This window comes from Pontibaca methylaminivorans (assembly GCF_900156525.1).
In the GTDB taxonomy this organism is placed as follows: domain Bacteria; phylum Pseudomonadota; class Alphaproteobacteria; order Rhodobacterales; family Rhodobacteraceae; genus Pontibaca; species Pontibaca methylaminivorans.
In genome coordinates, this window is record NZ_FTPS01000001.1 from 60,586 (window position 1) to 84,659 (window position 24,074).

A 24,074-nucleotide genomic window follows, 5' to 3' on the forward strand; every position below is an offset into this window, starting at 1 on the left:
TCCCCGGATCAGGAAGGGGCGGGCGCCGCCCCTTCCGCATCGGTCGAACCCTCGCTGTCGGCCGCGGCCTGCAGCAACCGGGCCTCTCCCATCATGGCGATCAGAAGGTCGATGTGGCGCAGCAGCGAATAGCCCTGGCTGCCCGCGACACGCGCGTCCTCGGCCGCACGTTCCATGTCCATGAGGCGCATCAACACAGTCCGCGAACAGGGCAGGGCGCCGTAGCCCAGCAGCCGTTGCAGATGCGCGGTGCGGCGATAGTCGTTCGCGCCGATCCGGGCGGTGCGAATTAGCAGGCGGGGGCGGCGGAGGGCGTGCAGCATGCTCAACACGTCTTGCATCGGAGTCCTTTCGGAGAATCGGTTGTCGATCTCTCCGGCCTAACTCAACCCGAGCGTGTGTTGCGGTTCGCATCCGTGCAGCGCACGGTCGATTCATGTCTGTTTATGTATTCAGAACAATGCTGAGCGTTCCGGCGGATTTTAATATTCGTGTAACCAAATCGCCGCAAGGTTGTGTGAACGCCGGGTTAACAGGTCAAACCGTTGCCCAAAGGAATGCTGAACATGAATGGATCACCGCAGACAGCCCTCCCCGGGTGGGTGCCCGATGCTGCGCGCCACTACCTGACCCACACCGAGGCCGGCATCACGATCCGTGACCTGGCCCGCGCGGCCGGCTGCCATGCCTCGACGGTGATGCGCCAGATCCGGCGTCAGGAACTGCGGCGCGATGATCCTCTTGTCGATGGTGCCCTTTCCGCTCTGGCGCGTGCCTGTTTTCCGAAGGACCGCGCGTTTCCATGCCCCGACGATAGGGCGCAGATCTTAATTGATGCTGAACAGCTTGGCGCCGAACTGCTCCGTGTGCTGCCCCGGCTGAGCGAGGCGGGCGCGGTGCTTGCCGTGGCCGAGGACATGGAGCGCGCCATCGTCGTGCGCGACGGCGAGGGTGCGGACAGCATGCGCACCGCCGTGGTCGATGTTCCGGTGGTGCAGATCATGGCGCTGAACGACTGGATCGCCTGCACGCGCGCGGGGCGCATCAGCCGCTACCGGGTGACCGCGAGCGGCCGCGCCCTGCTGAGCCGTCTCCTCGCCGAGCGCGAAAGCCGCGCCAGCCGCGAGGGAGAGACGGGCCCCGATCCCGCGCGCGATCCCTATCGGCGTGCCTCGGCGCTCTGGGACCGGTGCTCCGAACACGCAAGTTCCCGCCGGCGCCTCCGCCCGGCGGTGACCGAAAGCCCTCTCGCGGCGCTTGCCCGGCGCAAGGACCGCGACGGCCTGCCCTTTCTCAGCGACGAACTCGTGCGCGCCGGCGAGCGTCTGCGCGAGGATTTCGAACTGGCGCAGATGGGCCCCCGGATCACCCAGAACTGGGAACGGTTCCTGAGCGGGGGCGGGCGGGGCGGTTTCGTGCCCGAAAGCAATGTCTGCGATGCACCGGCGCGGGCGCGGGCGCGGGTGGCGCGGGCGCTGGCCGAACTCGGGCCGGGACTGAGCGACGTGGTGCTGCGCTGCTGCTGCTATCTCGACGGGCTCGAAACGGCCGAGAAACGCATGGGCTGGTCGGCGCGCTCGGGCAAGATCGTGCTGCGCATCGCCCTGCAGCGCCTCGTGCGCCACTATGGCGGCGGCTATGAACCAAGCCGCATGATCGGCTGACTGCCGTTCCGCACTCGGGCGCGGGAACGGAAGCGGGAAACGAAAAACGGGCCCGCCGGATGCGGGCCCGCCGAATGGAACGCGAACGCGAGCCGGGTCAGGCAGCGACGCCCTGGCTTTCCTTCAGATAGCCCAGCAGCGTCTCGGGCGAGGATTCGCCGTAAGGATCCTCGGCATGGTTGTCGCAGCGCCCCGGCTCTTCGAACCAGGCCTCGATCACGCCGTCATTGATGATCGCCGCATAGCGCCAGCTGCGCATGCCGAAGCCGAGGTTGTCCTTGGCCACCAGCATCCCGACACGGCGCGTGAATTCGCCGGAGCCGTCCGGGATCACCTTCACATGCGCAAGCTCCTGCGACTGTGCCCAGCGGTTCATGACAAAGGCATCGTTCACCGACATGCAGTAGATCTCGTCGATGCCGAGCTTCCTGAATTCGTCGAATCCCTTCTCGAAACCGGGCAGCTGATAGGTCGAGCAGGTCGGCGTGAAGGCACCGGGAAGCGAAAACAGGATCACCCGCTTGCCGGCAAAATAATCCGACGTGCTGCGGTCTTCCCACCGGAACGGGTTGGGGCCGCCGACCGATTCGTCGCGCACACGGGTGCGGAAGGTCACGTCGGGCAGCTTCACTCCAGGTTTCATGCTCAGAGCTCCTTGTTCGATTGACAAAAACACTTGGGCTTGACTTAGAACCTTTCCAAATGGGGTTCAACCGCCAATCGCCGCCGGTCATGCGGCACCCTGCCGCGGCACAAGGCGCCGGTTGGCGCCGGTTGCGGGCCGGATCCGCGCAGATGGCTGGCGCCCCGCTGCGGCGAGGGCTATAACTTCGGTCAACCCCCGTGCCCGAAAGGTCAGAACCGTGCGAGACCTGAAACTCCCGCAGGAGCGTCACCCCGAAAAGGCCCACCGCCCCGACAACAGCCAGCCGAGGAAACCGCGCTGGATCCGCGTCCGCGCCCCGGCCGGAAAGGGCTATGCCGACACGAAACGCATCCTGCGCGAAAACCGCCTGGTCACGGTCTGCGAAGAGGCCGGCTGTCCCAATGTGGGCGAATGCTGGAACCAGGGTCACGCCACCATGATGATCATGGGAGAGATCTGCACCCGCGGCTGCACCTTCTGCAATGTCGCGACCGGGCGCCCCGATGCGCTCGACCCGTTCGAACCCGGCCGCGTCGCCGAGGCGGTGCGCAAGCTCGGGCTCAACCACGTGGTGGTCACCTCGGTCGATCGCGACGATCTCGAGGACGGCGGGGCGGAGCATTTCGCCCAGACCATCCGCGCGATCCGCCATCGCAGCCCCGGCACCACCATCGAGGTGCTCACCCCCGATTTCCTGCGCTGCCCGCCCGCGGCGCTGGAAACGGTGGTGGCGGCCCGGCCCGATGTGTTCAACCACAATCTCGAAACGGTGCCCGCGCTCTATCCGACCGTGCGCCCCGGGGCGCGCTACTTTCACAGCCTGCGCCTGCTGCAGCGGGTCAAGGAACTCGACCCCGCCATGTTCACCAAGTCCGGCATCATGGTCGGGCTCGGCGAAGACGGGCAGGCGGTGCGCCAGGTGATGGATGACATGCGCTCGGCCGATGTGGATTTTTTGACCATCGGCCAGTATCTGCAGCCGACTCCCAAACATCATGGCATCGACCGCTTCGTCACCCCGGACGAATTCTCCGCCTATGAAAAGGCCGCCTGGGGCAAGGGGTTCCTGATGGTCTCGGCCACGCCGCTCACGCGCTCCTCCTATCACGCGGGGTCCGACTTCGCCCGTCTGCGTGCCGCGCGCGAGGAACGGCTCGGCATCGCCTGAGCCTTCTTCTGGCGGGAAATATCCCGGGGGAATCGCCGCAGGCGATGGGGGCAGCGCCCCCTTCTTTGCCCCTTTCTTTCGCAAGGTCCGGTTCCGAACCGGTCCCGCTCACTCCTGCGGCAGGGCCTTCAGATAAGCGGCGATCGCCGCGCGGTCGTCCTCGGGGAGATGCCCGAGATTGGCCACGACCGAGGCCATCTGCCCGCCGACACTGTCGAAATCGGGGGTGAAGCCGGTCTCGAGATAATAGGCGATGTCGGTCTCGCTCCAGTCGAGCTTGTCGGGGCTGATCGCCGGTATCGTCCCCCTGCCGGAGGGATTCGGCGCGCCGTCCATCCACCGCTTGCGGTCCAGCCCCCCGGTCAGGTTGCGGGGCGTGTGACATTCGGCGCAGTGGCCGAGCGCCTCGACCAGGTAGCGCCCGCGCGCGAGCTCTTCGCTGACCGCATCCTCGAGCACCCATCCCGGAGACATGTTGACGAGCTTCCAGAGCCCGATGCCGCGGCGGATCCCGAAGGGGAACGGCAGTTCGTGAGGCTGATCCTGCGCGTCCGAGGAGGGCAGCGTGTCGAGAAACGCCTTGAGGTCGGCCACGTCGCGGCCCTCCATATGCATGTAGGTGCCATAGGGCAGCGACGGGTAGTAATGGCGCCCCTCGGGCGAGACCCCCTCGAGCAGCGCATTCGCGAGGTCGAGCGTGTCCCAGCCGCCGATCCCCTCGGACGAGGGCGAGATGTTCGGCGCGACGAAGGTGCCGAAGGGGCTGACCATCCGATAGCCGCCGGCCAGCACCAGGCGGTCATCGCCCTTTGCATCCGGCGCCGCGTGGCAGGAGGCGCAGCCGCTGGCCCAGAACACCGCCTCGCCCCGCCCGGCATCCCCCTCGAGCCCGGCGAAACGTTCGGGCTCCACCTGGCCGGGGCGGGTCAGGAACCAGAAGGCCGCGCCGCCAAGCAGAACGAGGACGATCAGAAAACCCAGCACCCGCGCCAGCAACATGATTCATTTCTCCATCGGTTCGGTGAGAAAGGCGATGGTGGGAAGGGCGAGGCCGCCCTGCGCACCGATGCCCCGTGCCCGGGTCGCGCGGCCCGGTTGCAGAGGTTCGCAGTTCGCTCAGTCGTCCTTGACGCGGAAATCCTCGTGGCAGCTCGAGCAGGCCTTGCCGAGCGGCCCCATGGCGGCACGCAACTCGTCCGCCCCGGCCGAGGCCGCCTCGACCATGGCCGCGCTCGACTCGCGCATGGCCTGCAGATCCTCGTCGAACTTCTCCTCGTTTTCCCAGCGCACGGCGAGGGTCTCGGTCACGTCCTGGCCGAGGGTTTCCATGTCGGAGCCCGGAATCCAGTAGGCGCCTTCCTCCATCTCGGCCAGTGCATTGAGGTTCTTCGCCGCGTTCTCGGCTGCTGTGGCGTCATAGTCGATCTCGCCCTTGGCCATGGCGCCGAGCACACCGAGGTTGAAGGCGCTGAGGCGCATATGCGCCTGGCGCGCCTTGACCGCGGCCGTGACCGCGGGATCGGCCTCCTCCTGCCCGGTGGCCGTGGTGCCGGTCATGGTGGCGGCGCCCACCGCGAGCAGGGCGCCGATGACGGGAACAGCAAATCGCATTTGGATAACTCCTGAGTAGGTTCGCGATCAGAGTGATCACGAAATGTAACAGCGCCTCACCCATGGGGAAAGTCCGGAGCCGGGCGTTCCGGTCACGAGGTTGTTATGAGGAAATCCGCAGGGGCCGTGGCGGCGCGCCGGCGTTTTACGGGCGCATGCGCTCGGCCGTGGCCCAGTCGGGCCAGTATCCGGCCCGCTCGACAACAATGATCGCGCCGCAGGCGAGGATGATCGCCAGCACGAGCACGACCCGTCGCGCCGATGGCGGACGGCGGGCCCAGAGCGCCATGCGCAGGAACCAGCGTTCGATGTTCATCGTCGAGTCTCCGCAACCAGTCTTCCGGCCCGTCGGGGCCGCTGTCAGCGCCGCGCAAGTCGAAACCGGCCCGAATCCTGCCCGAATCCCGCCGCGCGGCCCGGGGATCGGCGGCATTTTCCGGGCGGCTGTTCCGCTCTCCCTTGATCTTTTCGCGCCGGCATATGACATCACGGCCCTGTCGCAGCAAGCAAAGGTCACCGATGCCCCGCCATTCGGAATCCCGTTCCATGCCTTACAGCGCCCGGCAGATGTATGATCTGGTGGCCGATGTGGCGCGCTATCCCGAATTTCTTCCCTGGTGCGCCGCAGCCCGCATCCGCAGTATTCGCGACCACGAGGACTCGCAGGTGATGGAGGCCGATCTCGTCATCAGCTTCAAGGTGTTCCGCGAAAAGTTCGGCAGCCGGGTAACGCTCTGGCCGGGGGAACACCGGATCGACACGGAATATCTCGACGGGCCGTTCCGCTATCTGAAATCGCGCTGGGTGTTCACGGACCGCGAGGGCGGGGGCTGCGACGTGGATTTCTTCGTGGATTTCGAATTTCGCAGCGCGCTGCTGCAGCGGGCGATCGGGCTTGTCTTCAACGAGGCCATGCAGAGGATCGTGCGCGCCTTCGAGCAGCGGGCGCACAGCCTTTACGGGTAAGGCCCGTCCGCCTGCCGCCGGCACCGGCGGACCGGCCGGGGCGGTGGCGGACATGCCGGCAGATATGTTCCACCTTCCCCCTTTGCGGCATCGCGCCTTCGTGAACATTTGACAACGCGCCGATTCCGGGGTCCGATGGATTCAGGGTCCGGTTCATGGACTGACGGGCAACATTACCTGCGGGCGATCTGGTGAACGTGTCGTTCATGGCGGCCGATGGGGAAACCGGGCCGGGAATGCGAGGGACGAGGATGATGAAAGGTTCCGCCGCAGCTGACAGGCTCGCAACCTGTCGCCTTGCCGGACCGACGGGATTCCGCCCCACGCATGATCTTCCTGCCATATCGGCGACAGTGCGAGCGCGCCGGGACAGCATGCGGCCAGGCGCCGCTGCCGGCCCTTTCCGCTTTCTTCGCGGCGGCGCACGGCGGGCAACCAAGGAAAGGATGGAGGGAAAGATAAGATGAACGGGGACAAGTCTTCCAACGCATACTGGCGGGCGAACATAAGGATCATCACCATCTGCATGGTGATCTGGGCGCTGGTATCCTATGGCGGCGGCATCCTGCTGCGGCCCGTGCTTTCCGGCATCAAGGTCGGGGGCAGCGATCTCGGGTTCTGGTTCGCGCAGCAGGGGTCGATCCTGGTCTTCATCGTGCTGATCTTCGGCTACGTGTTCCGAATGAACCGGCTCGATCGCGAATACGGTGTCGAAGAGTGAGGATCCAGTCATGAGTCAATTCACCCTCAACCTGATTTTCATCGGCGCATCCTTCGCCATCTACATCGGTATCGCGATCTGGGCCCGGGCGGGCTCCACCGCGGAATTCTACGCTGCCAACCGCGGCGTGCACCCGGTCATGAACGGCATGGCGACCGCCGCCGACTGGATGTCGGCGGCCTCGTTCATCTCCATGGCGGGGCTCATCGCCTTCACGGGATACGACAACTCGACCTATCTGATGGGCTGGACCGGCGGCTATGTGCTGCTTGCGCTGCTGCTTGCGCCCTATCTGCGCAAGTTCGGCAAGTTCACCGTGCCGCAGTTCATCGGCGACCGCTTCTATTCCCAGACCGCGCGGATCATCGGCGTGATCTGCCTGCTGATCATCTCGCTCACCTATGTGATCGGGCAGATGACCGGGGTCGGCGTGACCTTTGCGCGTTACCTTGAGGTCAGCAACTCGACCGGGCTCTGGATCGGCGCGGCGATCGTGTTCTTCTATGCGGTGCTCGGGGGCATGAAGGGCGTCACCTATACGCAGGTCGCGCAGTATATCGTCCTGATCATCGCCTACACGATCCCGGCGGTGTTCATCTCGATCGCGCTCACGGGGAATTTCCTGCCCCAGCTCGGCCTGTTCGGCACCCATACGGGATCCGGCACGCTGTTTCTGGAAAAGCTCGACCAGGTGGTGACGGATCTCGGTTTCCGATCCTATACCGGCCATCACGGATCGACGCTCAACATGTTCATGTTCACGCTGGCGCTGATGATCGGCACGGCGGGGCTGCCGCATGTGATCATCCGCTTCTTCACGGTGCCGAAAGTGTCGGATGCGCGTTCCTCCGCGGGCTGGTCGCTGGTGTTCATCGCGCTTCTCTACACGGTCGCGCCGGCGGTCGGGTCGATGGCGCGGCTCAACCTCACCACCACCATGTGGCCCGGGGCGGCGAGCGGCGAGACCTTCAGCACCGATCCGGTGAGCCTCGAGCAGATCGAGACCTCGCCGAACCTCGAATGGATGCGCACCTGGGGCACCACCGGGCTGCTGACCTGGGAGGACAAGAACGGCGACGGGCTGATCCAGTATTACAACGACAAGGCCCCCGCCGATTCGGAGATCATGCAGCTGGCCGATGAAAACGGCTGGCAGGGCAACGAACTGACCAGCGTGAACGACGACATCATGGTGCTTGCGAACCCCGAGATCGCCAACCTGCCCGGATGGGTGATCGGCATCGTCGCGGCGGGCGGGCTCGCGGCGGCGCTCTCAACAGCGGCGGGGCTCCTGCTCGCCATCTCGGGGGCGGTGAGCCATGACCTCATCAAGGGGGCGATCAGTCCCGGCATCAGCGAAAGGAACGAACTGCTGGCCGCGCGGATCTCGATGGCGGTGGCGATTCTGGTGGCGACCCTGCTCGGGCTGCATCCGCCGGGATTTGCCGCCCAGACCGTGGCGCTGGCCTTCGGTCTTGCCGCAAGCTCGATCTTCCCGGTGCTGATGATGGGTATCTTCAGCAAGCGGGTGAATCGGGCCGGGGCGATCTGGGGCATGCTGTCCGGCATGCTGACGACCATCATCTATGTCTTCGTCTACAAGGGCTGGTTCTTCATCTCGGGGACCAACATGCTCGAGGACTCGCCTGAATTCTGGCTGTTCGGCATCGCGCCGGCATCCTTCGGGGTGATCGGTGCGATCATCAACTTCGTGGTGGCCTATGTGGTCTCGGCGGCAACGGCCGAACCGCCGGCCGAGGTGCAGGCGCTGGTCGAATCGATCCGCGTGCCCCGCGCCGATGCCGCTACGGGCCAGCCGGTCCAGGCCCCCTGAAACAGTGGCCGCGCCCGCATGGTCATCCATCGCGGGCGCGGCCGTTCCCTACCGGAGCGCTCGCATGACGCAGATCGTCGAGTTTCTGGCCTCGGTCCATCCCTTCGACATACTGGACGAACCGACCCGCGCGCGTGTCGCATCCCTGATGCTGCGCCGCGAAAGGGCGGGGGGCGACACCATCTATCGGCAGGGCGAGGAACTGGAAGGACTGAACCTGATCGAAAGCGGCAGCGTCGCCATCATCGACGGCAATGACGTGCAGGTGTCCGAGCTCGGCCGCGGCGACAGCTTCGGCGAGCGCGGCCTGCTGCGGGACGGGCGCGCAATCACGAGCGCGCGCATGTCGGCCCCCGGCGTCCTGCTGACCCTGCCTGCAGCCGAATTCCACCGCCTGATGCGGGAGGCACCCGTATTCGCGCGGTTTTTCGACCATTCGCCCGACAGCGGCGCGCGCCGCGCAAGCGCCGGGTTCGCGACGCGGCGGGTTGCCGATTTCCTGAGCGGCGAGGTGCGCTCATGCACGCTCGACACGCCGATTTCCGAGGCGGCGCGGATCATGCGCGATGCGCGGGTCAGCAGCCTTGGCGTCACTGAAAACGGGCGGCTGGTCGGGCTCGTCACGGTGCGCGACATGTCCGACCGTGTGGTGGCGCAGTCGCGCGACGGATCGCTGCCGGTGCGCGAGATCATGACACCCGATCCGGTCACGCTCACCCCCGATGCGCTGGGATCGGATGTCCTCGGGCTCATGTTCGAGCGCCGCATCGGGCATCTGCCGATCGTCGATGGCGGGGTGCTGCGGGGCATGGTCACGCAGACCGACCTGATGCGGGCCGAGGCGATCTCGAGTTCCGCGCTGCGCCGCGACATCGCCCGTGCCGGAACGGTTGCGGACCTTGCAGAGGCGGCCGGGCGGATCCCCGATCTGCTGGCACAGCTCGTTGCTTCCGGGCAGCGCCACGAGATCGCGACCCGGCTGGTCACCGATGTGGCGGATGCGGTCACGCGCCGCCTGCTGGCCATGGCCGAGGACCGGCTCGGCCCGCCGCCCGGAGCCTATCTCTGGGCCGCCTGCGGCAGTCAGGGGCGGCAGGAACAGACCGGCGTTTCGGATCAGGACAACTGCCTGATCCTTGACGATGCGGTGCCCGCCGACAGCCCCTATTTCGCCGAACTCGCGCGGATCGTGAGCGACGGGCTCGATGCCTGCGGGTATGTCTATTGCCCGGGCGACATGATGGCGACCAACCCGCAATGGCGTCAGCCGCGAAGCGTCTGGCGGCGCTATTTCCGCGGCTGGATCGAACAGCCCGATCCGCGCGCGCAGATGCTGGCAAGCGTCATGTTCGATCTGCGCGCCATCGGGGGCGACCCGGGGTTGCTCGAGGGACTGCAGGCCGAGACGCTGGACATGGCCGCGCGGAACTCGATCTTCGTCGCGCATATGGTCTCCAATTCGCTCAAGCACCGCCCGCCGCTCGGATTGTTCCGGGGCTTTGCCACGATCCGCTCGGGCGAGCACCGCGACCATATCGACATGAAGCTGAACGGGGTCGTGCCGATCACCGACCTGGCCCGCGTCTATGCGCTGCAGGGGCGGATCGAGCCGGTGAACACGCGCGCCCGCCTTCAGGCGGCTGCCGCGACCGGAGTGGTTTCGGCAGCGGGGGCGGCCGACCTTGTCGCGGCCTTCGATCTGATCCAGACGCTGCGGCTGGAAAATCAGCTGCGCCAGATCCGGGCCGGGGAAAAGCCCGGGAATTTCCTTTCGCCCGCCGACCTGTCCGATTTCGAACGCAACCACCTGCGCGATGCCTTCCTCGTCGTGCGCACCATGCAGTCGGCCCTGCGCCACGGTCGCGAGGTGCCGATATGACGCGCAGCATGGGGGGCGACATCTTCGGCATGCTGGTGGTCGGGCTGGGCGCGGCGGCGTTTCTGTTCGCGGCGCTTCATGCGGCCCGCAAGGCGGGATTTGCGCCGCCGCGCTGGACGATGCCGGCCGGGATCGGGGCGGCGATGCTCGTCTTCACGATCTGGAACGAATACACTTGGTTCCCGCGGGTCCGCGACCAGTTGCCGGACCGGGTGCGGATCATCGAGACCGGGCAGGGCGGCAAGGCCTGGCGCCCCTGGGCCTTCGTGTTTCCGCTCACGACCCGGTTCGCCGCGCTTGAACCGCTGGCGGCGGCACCTGACGATGAAGGAACGCTGCGCGTGCGGATCCTGCTGATCGAGCGCTGGCAGCCGACCCGCTTTGTCACGCTCGATCTGGATTGCGCCGGCGCGCGGCAGCGCATGGTGGCGGCTGACGGAACCACGCTCGACTGGGAGCGGGTCGGGGAGGAGGACGAGCCGGTCCTGCAGGCCGCCTGCACAAGGGAGGAGGAGACCGCCTGATGGCACGGATTCTGGTGATCGAGGACGAGGACAACATCGCCATTGCGCTCGAGTTCCTGCTGACCCGCGAGGGGCATGAACATTCGCGCATCGCCAGCGGTGCCGGCGCGATCGACACCATCCGCGAGATGCGCCCCGAGGTGGTGCTGCTCGACATCATGCTGCCCGATGTCTCGGGCTATCAGATCCTGCAGGATCTGCGCGCCGACGGCGACCTGGCCGGCACCCATGTGCTGGTGATGACCGCGCGCGGCGCCGAGGTCGAGCGGCGCAAGGGGCTTGCGCTCGGCGCCGACGGCTTCATCGCCAAGCCGTTCGAGCTTTCGGAACTGCGGGCCGAGATCTCGCGCCTGCTCTCGGCGTGATGCTGTCCCGCCTGTCCCTGCGCCTGCGGATATTCCTGATGTTCGCGGCGCTGGCGTTCGTGCTGCTTGTGCTGATCGCGGCGGGGGCGCTGATCATCGCGCGCGAACTTGACGATCCCGGGCTCGTGGTCGGCGGGGCAGCGCTGCCGGCCTTCGGGGTGCTCGGGTTTGTCACCTGGGTCTGGTTCCTGTTTGACCAGAACGTCGCCCGCCCGATCGAGACGCTGGCCGGCAGCCTGCGCACCGGTGCGGTGCCGGGGGCGCAGGAGGGGGCCTATCTCGCCGATCTTGCCCCGGCCGCCCGTGCCGCCGCGGCGGCGCGGGCGCGCGAATCCGAACGGCTTGCCGAGGCGGTGCGCCAGCACGGCGAGGATCTGCTGCGCGAGAAATCCATGCTGGAATCGATCCTGTCGGACATCGGCGCGGCGGCGCTCATGGTCGATGCGCGGGGACGGGTCATGTTCTACAACGGCGCGGCGGCACGGCTGATGCCGGGGCTTGCGCTCGACCGCGATCTGGCCCGCGCCCTGCGCCCCGGTGCGGTCGAGGCCGCGCGCACGCGCCTCGGGGTGAGCGGGCAGGACGGCGCCGCCACGGGCGCCGGGGCGCCGCCGGCGACCACCGGGCTCGTCTGTTTCACCACCGCCGGCGAGCGGCTGCACGGGCAGATGAGCGCGCTTGGCGAGGGGCGCGGCCATGTGCTGATCCTGCGCCCGGCGCGCGAAACGTCCGAGCGCGCCCTGCGCGAGAATACCGAGGTGCTGCGCCGCTCCGCCGCAAGCCTCATTCCGCTGCTCGGGGAACTCGACGGGCCGGTGCCGCCGCTCGTGGCCGAGGCGATCCGCTCCGAGGCGTCGCGGCTGGCCGGGGCGCTGCGGGCGCTCGCCCCCCCGGCCGAGGCGCGCGGGCCGGTCGCCGAGCGCGTGCGCGCGGCGGAACTCGCCGGGTCGGTGCGGGGCGTGGCCGGCAGCCGCTGCACCGGGGATTTCCTGATTGCGGCCGACGGGGGCGCGATTGCGGCGCTGCTTGGCGATCTTGCCGTGCGGCTCGTGGAAAGCGGCCGGCCCGCGCCCGACCTTCTGCTCGAGGACGGGGGCGCGGACACGGGGGCGCTGATCCGCCTGTCGTGGGCGGGCGAGGTGCTGTCGGTCGCGATGCTTGACCGCTGGCTGGAGCACGCGCCGGATCCCGACCGCCCCGACCAGAGCGGGGCCGAGCTTCTGGCCGAGATGGGCAGCAGCATCTGGCCCGAGATCGTGGGCGATGGGCAGGCGGCGCTGATCCTGCCGCTGCCGCTCGCGCCGCTCGATGCGCCCGGCGCAGACCACGGCGCGGCGCTCACCTATGATTTCGGGCTCGGCGGCCGGGAAGGGGGCGAGGGGCTTTTGTCGCGCCTGACCTGCGTCGTGTTCGATACCGAAACGACCGGGCTCGACCCGGCGGCGGGGCTTGTGCAGATCGCCGGCTTGCGCATCACCAACGGGCGCCTCACCGGAGAGCGGTTCGAAACGCTGGTGAACCCCGGCTGCCCGATCCCGCCGCGCGCGACGCGGGTTCACGGCATCACTGATGCCATGGTGGCGGATGCCCCCGGCGCGGCGCAGGCATTGCGCGCCTTTCACGGGTTCGCCGAAGGGGCGGTTCTGGTGGCGCATAACGCACCCTTCGATATGGGATTCCTGCGCCGGGACGCCGCCGGCGCCGGGATCGCCTTCGATCATCCGGTGCTTGATACGGTGCTCCTGTCGGCCATGGTCTGGGGGCAGGCGAGTTCGCATTCGCTTGATGCGCTGGCCGGGCGGCTCGCCATCACCATCGCGCCCGAGCGCCGCCATACCGCCATGGGCGATGCCGAGGCCACGGCCGAAGCCTTCCTGCGCCTTATCCCGGCGCTCGAGGCCAAGGGGATCGCGCGGATAGCCGATGTGACCGCCGAGGCGGCGCGCCATCGCCGGCTGCTTGAGGATGCCAATCTTTCCCGCTCGGCCGAGCCCGGCACGGAGGGGGATAAAGACAGCGATGCGGCCCGCGCCGATCCGCCCGGCGGCTGAGACGCGTGCCTCCGCGCGGGGGAAAGACGCTACCTGAGTGCCGCGAGCAGCAGCGCCAGCGCATGTTCGGAGCTGCGCGCGCGCACGGTTTCGCGCCCCACCGCGCCGTAATCCACCGTTTCGCTCCGCGTCGGCTTGCCCTTGCGCGCCGTGCCGAAGCAGACACGGCCCTCGGGCTTGTGTTCCGACGCGCCGGGCCCGGCGATCCCGGTGGTCGAGACCGCGACATCCGCGCCCGAACGGGCCAGCGCGCCCTCGGCCATTTCGCGGGCGACCTCTTCGGAGACGGCACCGCAGCGTTCAAGCGTCTCGTCGCGCACGCCGAGCAGGTCCCGCTTGGAGTCGTTGGAATAGGTAACAAAGCCGCGCTCGAACATGTGCGACGATCCCGGCACACTGGTCAGCGCCGCCGCGACGAGGCCCCCGGTGCAGCTTTCGGCGCTGGCGACCCGCAGACCGGCAGCGCGGGCCCGGGTCAGGATTTCGGACGGAACCGTCATGCGATCACCCCGTGCCAGAGCGCGGCGAGGATCATCACCCCGATCGCGGCAAGCAGCCCGGCGATGACATCGTCCAGCATCACCCCGACCGGCCCGCCCTTGCGGTCGGCCCAGCCGACCGGGCCCGGCTTTGCGATGTCGAACAGGCGGAACAGCAGGAAGGCCGCGACCCAGCCCGGCCACATGGCGGTGATGTCGATGCCCCGCGACCAGGCGGCGGCGCTGAGCGGCCAGAGCGCGAGCATCTGCCCCGCGACCTCGTCGATCACGATCTCGGATGGATCCTCGTCGCTGCTGGTGCGGATGGCCAGCCCGACCGCCCAGAAGCCCTGCAGGACGACCGCGATCGTTGCCGCCGCGAGCAGCGGAAAGCCACCGAGCGCATGAAAGAGCCAGACAATCGGCAGCGCCGCGAGCGATCCCCATGTGCCGGGGGCAGGGCGCAGATGGCCAAGCCCCCCCATGGTGGCGATGAGCCGGGCAAGCGCGGTCATGACCGCACCAGCAGGGCCGAGGCGAGCGCGGCGATGCCCTCGCCCCGCCCGACGAAGCCGAGCCGCTCGGCGGTGGTGCCCTTGACCGAGACGCGCGCGGCCTCCACCCCCATGATGCGGGCAAGCGCCTCCTGCATGGTCTCTGCATGGGGGGCGATCTTCGGGGTTTCGCAGACCAGCGTCACATCCACATTGCCGATGGCATAGCCTGCCTCGTGCGCGGTCCGCACCGCATGGGCCAGAAAGCGATCGCTCGCCGCGCCCTTCCACTGCGGATCCGAGGGCGGGAAATGGCGCCCGATATCGCCCTGGCCGAGCGCGCCATAGATCGCGTCGCACAGCGCATGGATGCCCACATCGGCATCGGAATGGCCGGTGAGCGTGCGCTCGTGCGGCACCGAAACGCCGCAGAGCATGACATGATCGCCATCGCCGAACCGATGGATGTCGAAACCGTTGCCGACCCTGATGTCCATTCCTGCTCCTGCTGCTCCTTCGGTCAGTATTCGATCGGCCCGCGCCAGATCGCCCGGCATGGTGATCTTGAGATTGTCGGCCTCGCCCTCGACGATGGCAACCGGCAATCCGGCGGCGCGGGCGACCTCGACATCATCGGCCGCCTCGCCCGGACGGGCGGCATATGCGGCATGGGCGCTGCGGATCGCGGCAAGGTGAAACCCCTGCGGGGTCTGGGCCGCGAACAGCCCGCTGCGGTCGATCGTGCCGGCGACTTCGCCCGTCCGCCCCTGCCAGAGCGCATCGGTCACCGGCAGCGCCGGCGCGGCCGCCGGGTGGTGGTCGAGCGCGTCGATCACGCGTGCGATCAGCCCCTCGCTCAGGCAGGGGCGGGCGCCGTCGTGGATCAGCACCCGGTCGATGCCGTCCGGCAGCGCCGCAAGTCCCCGCCGCACCGAATCCGCCCGGCTTGCGCCGCCCGCCACGACATGCAGGCCGGGCCGGGCGGAATATTCGGCCCAATGCGCCGAATCCTGCGGCGACAGCACGAGGATGATGCGTGAAATGCGCGCAGAGGCACGGAACCGCTTGATGCTCCAGTCGGCGACGCGCATTCCGGCAAGGCGGCGCCACTGCTTGGGTGTGCCGGCGCCGGCACGGATGCCGCGCCCGGCGGCAAGGATGATCGCGGCAGTGGTCATCTCGGGCTCCCGCAGGGATTGAGACGGCCATTCATAAGAGGGGCTTTTTCTCAAGGCAATTACCTGCCAATGCGGCGGCGCATCATTGCTGGCCGGAATGGCGCATTCGCCGGTCATTGATTGGCACCACGGACAGCTTCTGTTAAAGCCGTCTCGTTTTTTGGGGTTAAAATAAGTTGACTTGTTATCCGCTTGCACTTCCGCCGGCCGCGCCGGTGTTTCTGGCCCCGATGGCCGGTATCACCGATCGTCCCTTTCGCGACCTCGTCACCCGATTCGGTGCCGGCCTCGTCGTCAGCGAGATGATCGCCAGTCACGAAATGATCCGGGCCCGGCCCGGCACGCGGGAGCGTGCCGAACTTGGCGCCGAGGTGGACAACACCGCGGTGCAGATCGTCGGCCGCGATGCGCACTGGATGGCCGAGGCGGCGCGGATGCTCGCGGATCACGGGGCGCGGATCATCGACATCAACATGGGCTGCCCCGCACGAAAGGTGACAAGCGGGCTGTCGGGCTCTGCCCTGCTGCGCGAGCCGGACCACGCGCTGCGCCTGATCGAGGCGGTGGTGGCGGCGGTGGATGTCCCGGTCACGCTGAAGACCCGGCTCGGCTGGGACGACGACATGAAAAACGCGCCCGAAGTCGTGGCCGGTGCGGAAAGGGCCGGGATCGCGATGGTGACGATCCATGGCCGCACGCGCTGCCAGTTCTATCGCGGGCGGGCCGACTGGGCCGCGATCGGCGCGGTGCGCGAGGCGGTGACGATCCCGGTCATCGCAAATGGCGACATCAGGGACGCGGCCACCGCCCGGCAGGCGATCCGGCAATCCGGCGCGACCGGTGTCATGGTCGGGCGCGCCGTGCGCGGGCGGCCGTGGCTGCTGGCCGCGATCCGGCATGACCTGTTCGGCACGCCGGCGCCGCATGTGCCGCGCGGGGCGGCGCTCGCCACCATGGTGCAGGAGCATTACGAGGCGATGATCGGCTTCTATGGCCGCGAACTCGGGGTGCGCGTCGCCCGCAAGCATCTTGGCTGGTACATGGACGATGCGGGAACGGTGCCCGCCCTGCGCCGCCGGATCCTGACCGCGGGCCGCCCGGAAGAGGTGCTGGAGCTGCTCGGGCAGGCCCTGGCGCCATGCGGCACGACCCCCCGCACCAGCGGGGCGGCGGCATGAGCAGCGTCTATCTGAAACATACAGGCGATCATCGCGGCGCCCTGCCGAAGCTGGCGCCCACCGATCGCGGGCCGGGCGGCATGCGGCCGGGCACTCCGGGCGGAATCCTGGACGGTGCCGAAATCCTCATCGCCGTGGCCGATCACGGGTTTCAGGACCGGCTGGGCCGCAGCCTGGAACAGGAGGGATGCCGGATCCGTACGACGGTCTATCCGGGGATGATCGCCCGCTGGGCGCGCGAAGGGCTCGGCGATGCGGCAATTCTCGACGCGGGGGACGCCGATACCGCGCCGTTCTGGTTGCTCAAGCAGCTTGCCGCCCTGCGCCCGGGCCTGCCGATCATCATCTTTTCCGAGGATCCCGAAAAGGCATCCCGGCTGCGGGAACAGGGCGTCATGGTCTGGGACTGCCTGCCGCGCCCGGCCGATCCCGGTGTCATCGTCCCGGCTGTCGCGGGCGTGCTCGAGACTGCGCGCAGCGATCCCGAAGGGCCCGCCGCGGATGCGGTCCGGGGCGGACATCCGGTCGCGCTCATCGGCCAGAGCGCGGCGATGCGCGAACTTGGCGAACTGGTCAGCCAGTTGGCGAACGGCCGGCTGCCGGTGCTGATCGCCGGTGAAAGCGGCAGCGGCCGCTCGCTCATCGCCCGGATCCTGCATGAACGGTCTGCCGCACGGGGGCAGGAACAGCTTGTTCTGCTCGGCAATCACGAACTCGGCAGTTGCGAGGAAGCCAACGCAGTGCTGCAATGCGCCAGCCGCGGCACCCTGCTGATCGACGAGATCACCGAACTGACGCCCGAGGCCCAGGTGCGGGCGGTGCGCCTGATCGACCTGTCCGACGGCGGACCGCGTTTCATCGCCACCGCCTGCGCCGATCCGATGCAGGCGGTCCGCGACGGCCTGTTGCGCAGCGACCTGTATTACCGCCTGGCCGGCGCCGTGCTGCAGATTCCGCCGCTGCGGGAGCGTATCGAGGACATTCCCGCCTTTGCCGTGCATTTCCTCGAACAGGCGGGATCGACGCGCCGGCTGGATTCCGCGGCCATGGCGCTGCTCGGCCAGCATTCCTGGCCCGGCAATCTGCGCGAACTCGGCAACATGATGGGCCGGCTTGCGCTGGCCGGGACGGGCGGCACGATCACCGCCGACGAGGTCCGGGCCATTCTCGGCAAGGACAGCGCCCCGCCGCCGCCCGTCCGGCGGGATGCGCTTGCCGATACCATCACCCGGCACCTCGAGCAGTATTTCCGGCTGCACGAGCCCGACCTGCCGCCGCCGGGGCTGCACCGGCGCTTTCTGCGCGAGGTCGAGGCACCGCTGATCCGGGTCGCGCTTGATGCAACGGGCGGAAATCAGGCAAGATGTGCCCGGATCCTCGGTATCAACCGCAATACCTTGCGCAAAAAGATCGACAGCCTCGATATAGAGGTGACACGCGGACGCAAAATGATGTAAATCGGTCACATGAGCGTGGCGAAGAGGCGTCATGCACGGGCCGGACTGCGGACGGATAACCAGCATCCGGCTGGCGGGACACGAGGCGAGGGCGGGCGCGTGGCAGCGCGGACATCGAAACGGCCGCTTGCGGCATTCAATCGCTGGAGACGCACAAGGCGCGCGCGCAATCTCGGCACGCTCGGGCTGGTGGTGCTGGGGCCGCTGCTGGCGCTGGCCACGTATCTCGTGCTCGGCCAGTTCGACAAGCACAGTTCCGCGCGGCTGCTGCGTTTCGTGCTGCTGGCCGACCTCGTCTATGTGCTGGCGGTGGCGACGCTGGTGCTGCATCAGATCGCGCGGCTGGTGGCGGCGCGGCGTGCGAAATCGGCCGGGTCGCGGCTGCATCTGCGGCTGACCGGCGTCTTTGCGCTGCTGGCGCTGATCCCGACCGTGACCGTCGCGGTCTTTGCCATGCTTACGGTGAATGTCGGGCTCGAGGGCTGGTTTTCGGACCGGGTGAGCCAAGTGGTCGGATCCTCGCTCGCGGCGGCGCAGGCTTACGAGGCCGAGCAGCGCGAGGATCTGGCCGAGGACGCGCTGGCGCTGGCGCGTTATCTCGATTCATCGCGCCAGGTTGCGCTGTTCATGGACGACGGAGAACTGCGGCAGATCCTGAACCAGGGGCAGGCGCAGATCCAGCGCGGGCTGCGCGAAGCCTATGTGATCGACGGCACCGGCAGGATCCGCAGCCGCGGCGAACGGTCCTACCTGTTCGATTTCGACGATCCCGGCGAGGACAGGATCGCCGAGGCGCGCGATGACGCCCTGACCATCATCCAGGACTGGGACAACAATGAATTCCGGGCGCTGGTGCGGCTCGATGCCTTTGCCGACCGCTATCTCTACGTCAGCCGCGAGGTGGACGGCGAGCTTCTGAACCTGCTCGACGAGACCAAGGAGACGGTGCATCTTTATCAGCAACTGGAAAGCGAACGCGGCAAGGTGCTGTTCGAATTCGGCCTGATCTATCTCGGCTTTGCGGTGATCCTGATCCTTGCCGCGATCTGGCTGGGCCTCTGGTTCGCCGAACGCCTGTCGCGCCCGGTCGGGCGGCTTGCGGGGGCCGCGCAGAAGGTCGGGGCGGGCGACCTTGACGTGCAGGTGATCGAGGAAGAGGGCGACGACGAGATCGCCCAGCTCGGGCGCTATTTCAACCAGATGACGCGGCAGTTGAAACAGCAGCGCAGCACGCTGCTGGAAAACACCGAACAGATCGAAAGCCGGAGGCGGCTGTTCGATTCGGTGCTGTCCTCGGTCACGTCGGGCGTCGTCGGGCTTGACGCGGAGGGCAGCGTCACCTTCGTCAACCGCGCCGCGCACCGGCTGCTGGACTGGAGCGGCAAGAACCGCTCGGTGCCGCTGCCGCTGGCCGTGCCCGAGTTCGGCACGCTGTTCGCGACGCTGATGAAGCAGGGCGGCAGCGAGGGCGTTCATGGCGAGGTCAAGGTGACGCGGCAGGGGCGGCTTGAAAACCTGCTGGTGCAGATGGCGCCGCGGCGTGCCGAGGATGGCGAGCTCGAGGGCTATGTGGTCGTGTTCGACGACGTGACCGACCTGGTCAGCGCCCAGCGCATGGCCGCCTGGGGTGACGTGGCGCGCCGCATCGCCCACGAGATCAAGAACCCGCTGACGCCGATCCAGTTGAGCGCCGAGCGGATCAAGCGCAAGTTCGGGCCGATGGTGGGCGAGGAGGCCGGGCGGCTTGAATCCATGACCGATGTGATCGTGCGCCAGACCAATGACCTGCGGCGCATCGTCGACGAGTTTTCCAAGTTCGCCCGCATGCCCGAACCCGACCGGCGGCGCGAGGATCTGACCGCGCTGGTGCGCGATGCGGTGGTGCTGCAACAGTCCGGCCACCCGGAGCTGACCATTCAGGCCGAGCTCCCCGAGACGTCCATGCCGGCCGAGGTGGATGCGACCATGATCGCGCAGGCATTGACGAACCTCATCAAGAACGCCGGAGAAGCGATTGAAACACGACAGAAAAAAGACGAGACAGTCGAGTTCGACCCAAGGATACGGGTCACTCTTTCCCGCGATGGCGGCAGCCATGTCATCACCATCGCGGATAACGGCATCGGCCTGCCCGAGGACCGGGCGCGGCTGTTCGAGCCCTATGTGACCACCAGAAGCGCGGGAACCGGGCTCGGACTGCCGATCGTGCGCAAGATCATCGAGGAACACGGCGGCTCGCTCACGCTCGAGGACGCGCCCCGCTTTGGCGACACGCCCTGGGCGGGGGCGATGGCGGTGATCCGGTTGCCGGCGCTCGACAGCGGTGCGCCGGCGGTGGTTCCGCTCGACAGCAACAGGAAAAATCTGACGGAGAAGGCAGGTTAGGGACATGAGTGATATTTTGATTGTCGATGATGAACGCGACATCCGCGAGCTGGTGTCGGATATTCTGGAGGATGAGGGGTTCTCCACCCGGCTTGCCGGCACGTCGGATGAATGCATGGCCGAACTGAACAGCGAGCCGCCGGCGCTGCTGATCCTCGACATCTGGCTCAAGGACAGCAGCATGGACGGAATCGACATCCTCAAGCGCGTCAAGCGCGACAACCCGGATGTGCCCGTGGTCATCATCTCGGGGCACGGCAACATCGAGATCGCCGTTGCCGCGATCAAGCAGGGGGCTTACGATTTCATCGAAAAGCCCTTCAACATCGACCAGCTTCTTGTGGTGATCCGCCGCGCCATGGAGACCTCGCGTCTGCGCCGCGAAAATTCCTCGCTGCGGCGGCGCGAGGTGAGCAGCGCCGACATGATCGGCGAAAGCGCCGCCTTCCGCACCATGTGCGCGCAGCTCGACAAGGTGACCAAATCGAACGGCCGCGTGATGCTGACCGGCGCCGCCGGATCGGGGAAGGAGATCGCCGCGCGCTACATCCATTCCAAGTCGAACCGCGCCGGCGGCCCCTTCGTCACCGTCAGTTGCGCCAGCATCGCCAGCGATCGCATGGAAGAGGTGCTTTTCGGCCGCGAAACCCCCGAACGCGGCATCGAATCGGGGCTGCTCGAAGAGGCCCATGGGGGCGTGGTCTATTTCGACGAAGTGGCCGACATGCCGCTTGGCACGCAGTCCAAGATCCTGCGCGTTCTGGTGGATCAGCAGTTTCAGCGGGTCGGCGGCACCGACCGGGTGCGGGTCGATCTGCGCGTGATTTCCAGCACGAGCCGCGATCTCGAGGCCGAGATCGAGGCCGACCGCTTCCGCCCCGAACTCTACCACCGCCTGAACGTGGTGCCGATCGCGGTGCCCGCGCTCGAGGAGCGGCGCGAGGACATCCCGATTCTGGTCGCGCATTTCATCGAACGCTTTCACGCCGACCAGGGGTTCCCGCTGCGCGACCTGAGCGAGGAGGCGGCAGCGCTGATGCAGACCATGGAATGGCCCGGCAACGTGCGCCAGTTGCGCAACCTGATCGAACGGGTGCTGATCCTCGGTGACGGCAGCGGGCCGATCGAGGCGCGCGAACTGCCCTCGGAGGGCGAGGCGCAGGTGCAGGACGGGCGCATCGTGCTTTCCGGTGCGCTGGCGACGCTGCCCCTGCGCGAGGCCCGCGAGGCGTTCGAGCGCGAATATCTGCTCAACCAGATCAACCGCTTCGGCGGCAACGTGAGCCGCACCGCGAGCTTTGTCGGCATGGAGCGCAGCGCGCTGCACCGCAAGCTGAAATCGCTCGGCGTCGTCACCTCGACCCGGGCCGGCGCCCGGGTGGCCCATTTCGACGAAAACATCGCCGCCGGCGAGGCGCCCTGATCCAGTCTGGCCCTGGCGGCCAGGCGCGGCATCCGGCCTGCCGGTCCGGTCCTGTCAGGGCTGTGGCGCGGGGCTCACGTTGACGATCTGCCAGCTTCCGTCGCGGTGCCGGATCACGCAGGAATTCTGGGTGACCTGCGGCAGGATCCGCGTGGCGCCCTGCGGTGCGGCAGCGGCGACCGAGGCCGGGCAGCGCGGCAGGCTTACGGGCGTATAGCCGCGCTTCATCATGCACATGTCGCGCAGCCGGGCGCGCAGCGGCGCGTTCACGTCCTCGGTATAGACCGCGCCCTCGCGCCAGTAGCCGCCCCGGATCACGCAACGGCCTTCGGCGTTGCAATACTGGCGCGGCGGCACGAAATAGGGCGGCTCGCGCCGGATCCGGGTCGCGACCGGCGCATCGCGCAGGGATTCGACCTCGCATTCGGTCTGGTCGCGCTCCATCTGCGCGACCGATGTGCCCGGCTTGTTGTAGAACCGCACCGGCCCGCAGGCGGCGAGCGCCAGCAGCGAAAGCAGCAGGGCGGCGGGGGCAAACCGGGTCATCATGCGAGCTGTCATCATGACCCAATTCTGCCCCTATTTGACGCGGCTGACAACGGAATTGACCGTGCGGCGGCACTCTGTCATGCAGGAGGCGGCCTGAACGGGCCGGGAGACGGGGCCGCTTGGCATGAAGATCATCATCTGCGGCGCGGGTCAGGTCGGCTGGCAGATCGCGCGCCACCTCTCCGGCGAAAAGAACGACGTGACCGTGGTGGACAAGAACGCCGACCTGGTGCGGCGGGCGACCGACATGCTCGACGTGCAGGGGGTGGCGGGATTTGCCAGCCATCCGGGGGTTCTGGCGCGGGCCGGGGCCAATGACGCCGAGATGATCATTGCCGCGACCTATTCCGACGAGGTGAACATGGTTACCTGCCAGGTGGCCCATTCGCTGTTCGGCGTGCAGCGCAACATCGCCCGGATCCGGGCGCCGGCCTATCTCGAACCGGCCTGGTCCGATCTCTATGCGGGCGAACGCCTGCCGATCGACGTCATCATCAGCCCCGAACAGGAAGTGGCCGAGGCGGCGCTGCAGCGGCTTTCGGCGCCGGCGGCTTTCGACAGCGAAGTGTTCATGGACGGGCGCGCGCAGCTTCTTGGTCTTGCGGTCGAGCCGGGCTGCCCGGTGGCCAATACGCCGCTGCGCCAGCTCAGCGAGCTGTTCTCGACCCTGCGGGCGGTGGTCGTCGGCGTGCGCCGCGAAGGCACCCTTTTCGCGCCCGAACCCGATGACCAGCTTTTCGCGGGCGATGCCTGCTATGTCTTCGTCCATCGCGACGACGTGCAGCGCACCATCGACATCTTCGGCAAGAAGCAGCGCCAGCAGAATCGCATCGTGATCGTCGGCGGCGGCAATGTCGGGCGCATCGTGGCGCAGCGGCTGGAACGGGCGCCGGGGCGCATCCGCACCCGCATGATCGAGCAGAACCGCATCAATGCCGAAATCGCGGCCGAGGATCTGGACCGCACCATCGTGCTGCATGGCGACGGGCTGGATGCAACGCTGCTGCACGAGGCCGGGATCGTTGACGCGGACGCGATCCTGGCCGTCACCGACGACGACAAGACCAACATGCTGGTGGCCGTGCGGGCCAAGGCCGAGGGCTGCCCGATGGCGATCGCGCTCGTGAACGATCCCACGCTCGTGCCGCTGATGGAGCCGCTCGGCATCGACGCCTATATCAACCCCCGCGCCACCACGGTGTCCTCGATCCTGCGCTATATCCGCCACGGGCGCGTCCGGGCGGTCTATTCGATCGGCGATGCCGAGGCCGAGGTGCTCGAGGCGCAGGTGATGTCCACCTCGCCGCTCGCCGGGCAGTTGCTGCGCGACATCGAATTCCCCGAGGGCGCCCTGGTCGGGGCGGTGATGAAGGCGGGCGAGGTGCTGCGCCCCCATGGCGACCTGCGCATCGACGAGGGCGACATCGTCGCGATCTTTGCCATGGCCGCGGATGTTCCCGAGATCGAGCGGCTGTTGCAGGTCGCGATAGATTACTTCTGAC

24 protein-coding genes are annotated in these 24,074 nt (G+C 67.7%); 15 read left to right on the forward strand and 9 right to left on the reverse strand.

Annotated features, from left to right (window positions below; all coding sequences use genetic code 11):
* Nucleotides 1-8: 8 nt before the first annotated feature.
* Nucleotides 9-341 (reverse strand): DUF6477 family protein, encoded by a 333-nt coding sequence (locus tag B0B01_RS00350; protein ID WP_076646229.1) that lies wholly within the window; start codon nt 339-341, stop codon nt 9-11.
* Nucleotides 342-566: 225 nt separating this feature from the next.
* Here B0B01_RS00350 and B0B01_RS00355 point away from each other — a divergent pair, with 225 nt between their 5' ends.
* Nucleotides 567-1,664, forward strand: a complete 1,098-nt coding sequence (locus B0B01_RS00355) for a DUF6456 domain-containing protein (protein WP_076649965.1) — start codon at nt 567-569, stop codon at nt 1,662-1,664.
* 97 nt (nt 1,665-1,761) lie between these two features.
* Here B0B01_RS00355 and B0B01_RS00360 read toward each other — a convergent pair whose 3' ends face one another.
* On the reverse strand, nt 1,762-2,307 hold the full coding sequence (locus B0B01_RS00360) for a peroxiredoxin (protein ID WP_076646231.1): 546 nt from the start codon (nt 2,305-2,307) through the stop codon (nt 1,762-1,764).
* A 220-nt stretch (nt 2,308-2,527) separates the two neighbouring features.
* Between B0B01_RS00360 and lipA the strand changes: the two genes are divergently transcribed.
* Nucleotides 2,528-3,478: a lipoyl synthase gene (gene lipA / locus B0B01_RS00365; protein ID WP_076646233.1), complete on the forward strand. Its 951-nt coding sequence runs from the start codon at nt 2,528-2,530 to the stop codon at nt 3,476-3,478.
* A 108-nt stretch (nt 3,479-3,586) separates the two neighbouring features.
* Here the strand turns inward: lipA and B0B01_RS00370 are convergent, their stop codons facing one another.
* The 3 genes from B0B01_RS00370 to B0B01_RS13235 form a co-directional block, all read right to left on the reverse strand.
* Entirely contained in the window at nt 3,587-4,471 is an 885-nt protein-coding gene (locus tag B0B01_RS00370) for a c-type cytochrome (RefSeq protein ID WP_407675278.1), read from the reverse strand.
* 123 nt (nt 4,472-4,594) lie between these two features.
* On the reverse strand, nt 4,595-5,089 hold the full coding sequence (locus B0B01_RS00375) for a c-type cytochrome (protein ID WP_076646237.1): 495 nt from the start codon (nt 5,087-5,089) through the stop codon (nt 4,595-4,597).
* A gap of 145 nt (nt 5,090-5,234) precedes the next feature.
* Entirely contained in the window at nt 5,235-5,405 is a 171-nt protein-coding gene (locus B0B01_RS13235) for a hypothetical protein (RefSeq protein WP_200805389.1), read from the reverse strand.
* Between B0B01_RS13235 and B0B01_RS12965 the strand changes: the two genes are divergently transcribed.
* The 8 genes from B0B01_RS12965 to B0B01_RS00410 all read left to right on the forward strand — a co-directional run bounded on the left by B0B01_RS12965 (nt 5,398) and on the right by B0B01_RS00410 (nt 13,429).
* Nucleotides 5,398-5,664, forward strand: a complete 267-nt coding sequence (locus B0B01_RS12965) for a hypothetical protein (protein ID WP_143732985.1) — start codon at nt 5,398-5,400, stop codon at nt 5,662-5,664. The two genes, B0B01_RS13235 and B0B01_RS12965, sit on opposite strands and share 8 nt — an antisense overlap.
* Nucleotides 5,609-6,055, forward strand: coding sequence for a type II toxin-antitoxin system RatA family toxin (locus B0B01_RS00380; RefSeq protein WP_076646240.1), 447 nt, complete (start codon nt 5,609-5,611; stop codon nt 6,053-6,055). Before B0B01_RS12965 ends, B0B01_RS00380 begins: the two co-directional genes overlap by 56 nt.
* 463 nt (nt 6,056-6,518) lie before the next feature.
* A complete protein-coding gene (locus tag B0B01_RS00385; protein ID WP_076646243.1) occupies nt 6,519-6,776 on the forward strand; it encodes a DUF4212 domain-containing protein in 258 nt (85 codons plus the stop codon).
* Between the two features lie 10 nt (nt 6,777-6,786).
* The gene (locus tag B0B01_RS00390) at nt 6,787-8,610 is read left to right on the forward strand and encodes a sodium:solute symporter family protein (protein ID WP_076646245.1); all 1,824 of its coding nucleotides are present in this window, start codon (nt 6,787-6,789) and stop codon (nt 8,608-8,610) included.
* A 64-nt stretch (nt 8,611-8,674) separates the two neighbouring features.
* Entirely contained in the window at nt 8,675-10,489 is a 1,815-nt protein-coding gene (locus tag B0B01_RS00395; protein ID WP_076646248.1) for a putative nucleotidyltransferase substrate binding domain-containing protein, read from the forward strand.
* Complete coding sequence (locus B0B01_RS00400; RefSeq protein WP_076646251.1) at nt 10,486-11,013, forward strand: hypothetical protein; 528 nt, start codon at nt 10,486-10,488, stop codon at nt 11,011-11,013. The genes B0B01_RS00395 and B0B01_RS00400 overlap by 4 nt, the downstream gene beginning before the upstream one ends.
* The gene (locus tag B0B01_RS00405; protein ID WP_076646253.1) at nt 11,013-11,378 is read left to right on the forward strand and encodes a response regulator transcription factor; all 366 of its coding nucleotides are present in this window, start codon (nt 11,013-11,015) and stop codon (nt 11,376-11,378) included. The genes B0B01_RS00400 and B0B01_RS00405 overlap by 1 nt, the downstream gene beginning before the upstream one ends.
* Entirely contained in the window at nt 11,378-13,429 is a 2,052-nt protein-coding gene (locus B0B01_RS00410) for a 3'-5' exonuclease (RefSeq protein ID WP_076646255.1), read from the forward strand. Before B0B01_RS00405 ends, B0B01_RS00410 begins: the two co-directional genes overlap by 1 nt.
* A gap of 29 nt (nt 13,430-13,458) precedes the next feature.
* Here B0B01_RS00410 and B0B01_RS00415 read toward each other — a convergent pair whose 3' ends face one another.
* From B0B01_RS00415 to B0B01_RS00425, 3 genes are read right to left on the reverse strand one after another with little or no spacing between them, the layout of a single operon-like run.
* Nucleotides 13,459-13,929 carry a CinA family protein gene (locus B0B01_RS00415; protein ID WP_076646257.1) on the reverse strand — a complete coding sequence of 157 codons (471 nt, stop codon included), beginning with the start codon at nt 13,927-13,929 and terminating at the stop codon, nt 13,459-13,461.
* Complete coding sequence (locus B0B01_RS00420) at nt 13,926-14,423, reverse strand: phosphatidylglycerophosphatase A family protein (RefSeq protein WP_076646259.1); 498 nt, start codon at nt 14,421-14,423, stop codon at nt 13,926-13,928. The genes B0B01_RS00415 and B0B01_RS00420 overlap by 4 nt, the downstream gene beginning before the upstream one ends.
* Complete coding sequence (locus tag B0B01_RS00425) at nt 14,420-15,580, reverse strand: bifunctional 2-C-methyl-D-erythritol 4-phosphate cytidylyltransferase/2-C-methyl-D-erythritol 2,4-cyclodiphosphate synthase (RefSeq protein WP_076646261.1); 1,161 nt, start codon at nt 15,578-15,580, stop codon at nt 14,420-14,422. Before B0B01_RS00425 ends, B0B01_RS00420 begins: the two co-directional genes overlap by 4 nt.
* Nucleotides 15,581-15,756: 176 nt before the next feature.
* Here B0B01_RS00425 and dusB point away from each other — a divergent pair, with 176 nt between their 5' ends.
* The 4 genes from dusB to ntrX all read left to right on the forward strand — a co-directional run bounded on the left by dusB (nt 15,757) and on the right by ntrX (nt 22,023).
* Nucleotides 15,757-16,758 carry a tRNA dihydrouridine synthase DusB gene (gene dusB, locus B0B01_RS00430; RefSeq protein ID WP_076646263.1) on the forward strand — a complete coding sequence of 334 codons (1,002 nt, stop codon included), beginning with the start codon at nt 15,757-15,759 and terminating at the stop codon, nt 16,756-16,758.
* Nucleotides 16,755-18,215: a sigma-54-dependent transcriptional regulator gene (locus B0B01_RS00435; protein WP_159438941.1), complete on the forward strand. Its 1,461-nt coding sequence runs from the start codon at nt 16,755-16,757 to the stop codon at nt 18,213-18,215. The genes dusB and B0B01_RS00435 overlap by 4 nt, the downstream gene beginning before the upstream one ends.
* 99 nt (nt 18,216-18,314) lie before the next feature.
* Nucleotides 18,315-20,600 carry a sensor histidine kinase NtrY-like gene (locus B0B01_RS00440; protein ID WP_076646265.1) on the forward strand — a complete coding sequence of 762 codons (2,286 nt, stop codon included), beginning with the start codon at nt 18,315-18,317 and terminating at the stop codon, nt 20,598-20,600.
* 4 nt (nt 20,601-20,604) lie between these two features.
* Nucleotides 20,605-22,023: a nitrogen assimilation response regulator NtrX gene (ntrX, locus tag B0B01_RS00445; protein WP_076646267.1), complete on the forward strand. Its 1,419-nt coding sequence runs from the start codon at nt 20,605-20,607 to the stop codon at nt 22,021-22,023.
* A gap of 54 nt (nt 22,024-22,077) precedes the next feature.
* Here the strand turns inward: ntrX and B0B01_RS00450 are convergent, their stop codons facing one another.
* Entirely contained in the window at nt 22,078-22,587 is a 510-nt protein-coding gene (locus B0B01_RS00450) for a hypothetical protein (protein ID WP_234967668.1), read from the reverse strand.
* 109 nt (nt 22,588-22,696) lie between these two features.
* Here B0B01_RS00450 and trkA point away from each other — a divergent pair, with 109 nt between their 5' ends.
* Nucleotides 22,697-24,073, forward strand: coding sequence for a Trk system potassium transporter TrkA (trkA, locus tag B0B01_RS00455; protein WP_076646269.1), 1,377 nt, complete (start codon nt 22,697-22,699; stop codon nt 24,071-24,073).
* The last annotated feature ends 1 nt before the right edge of the window (nt 24,074 follow it).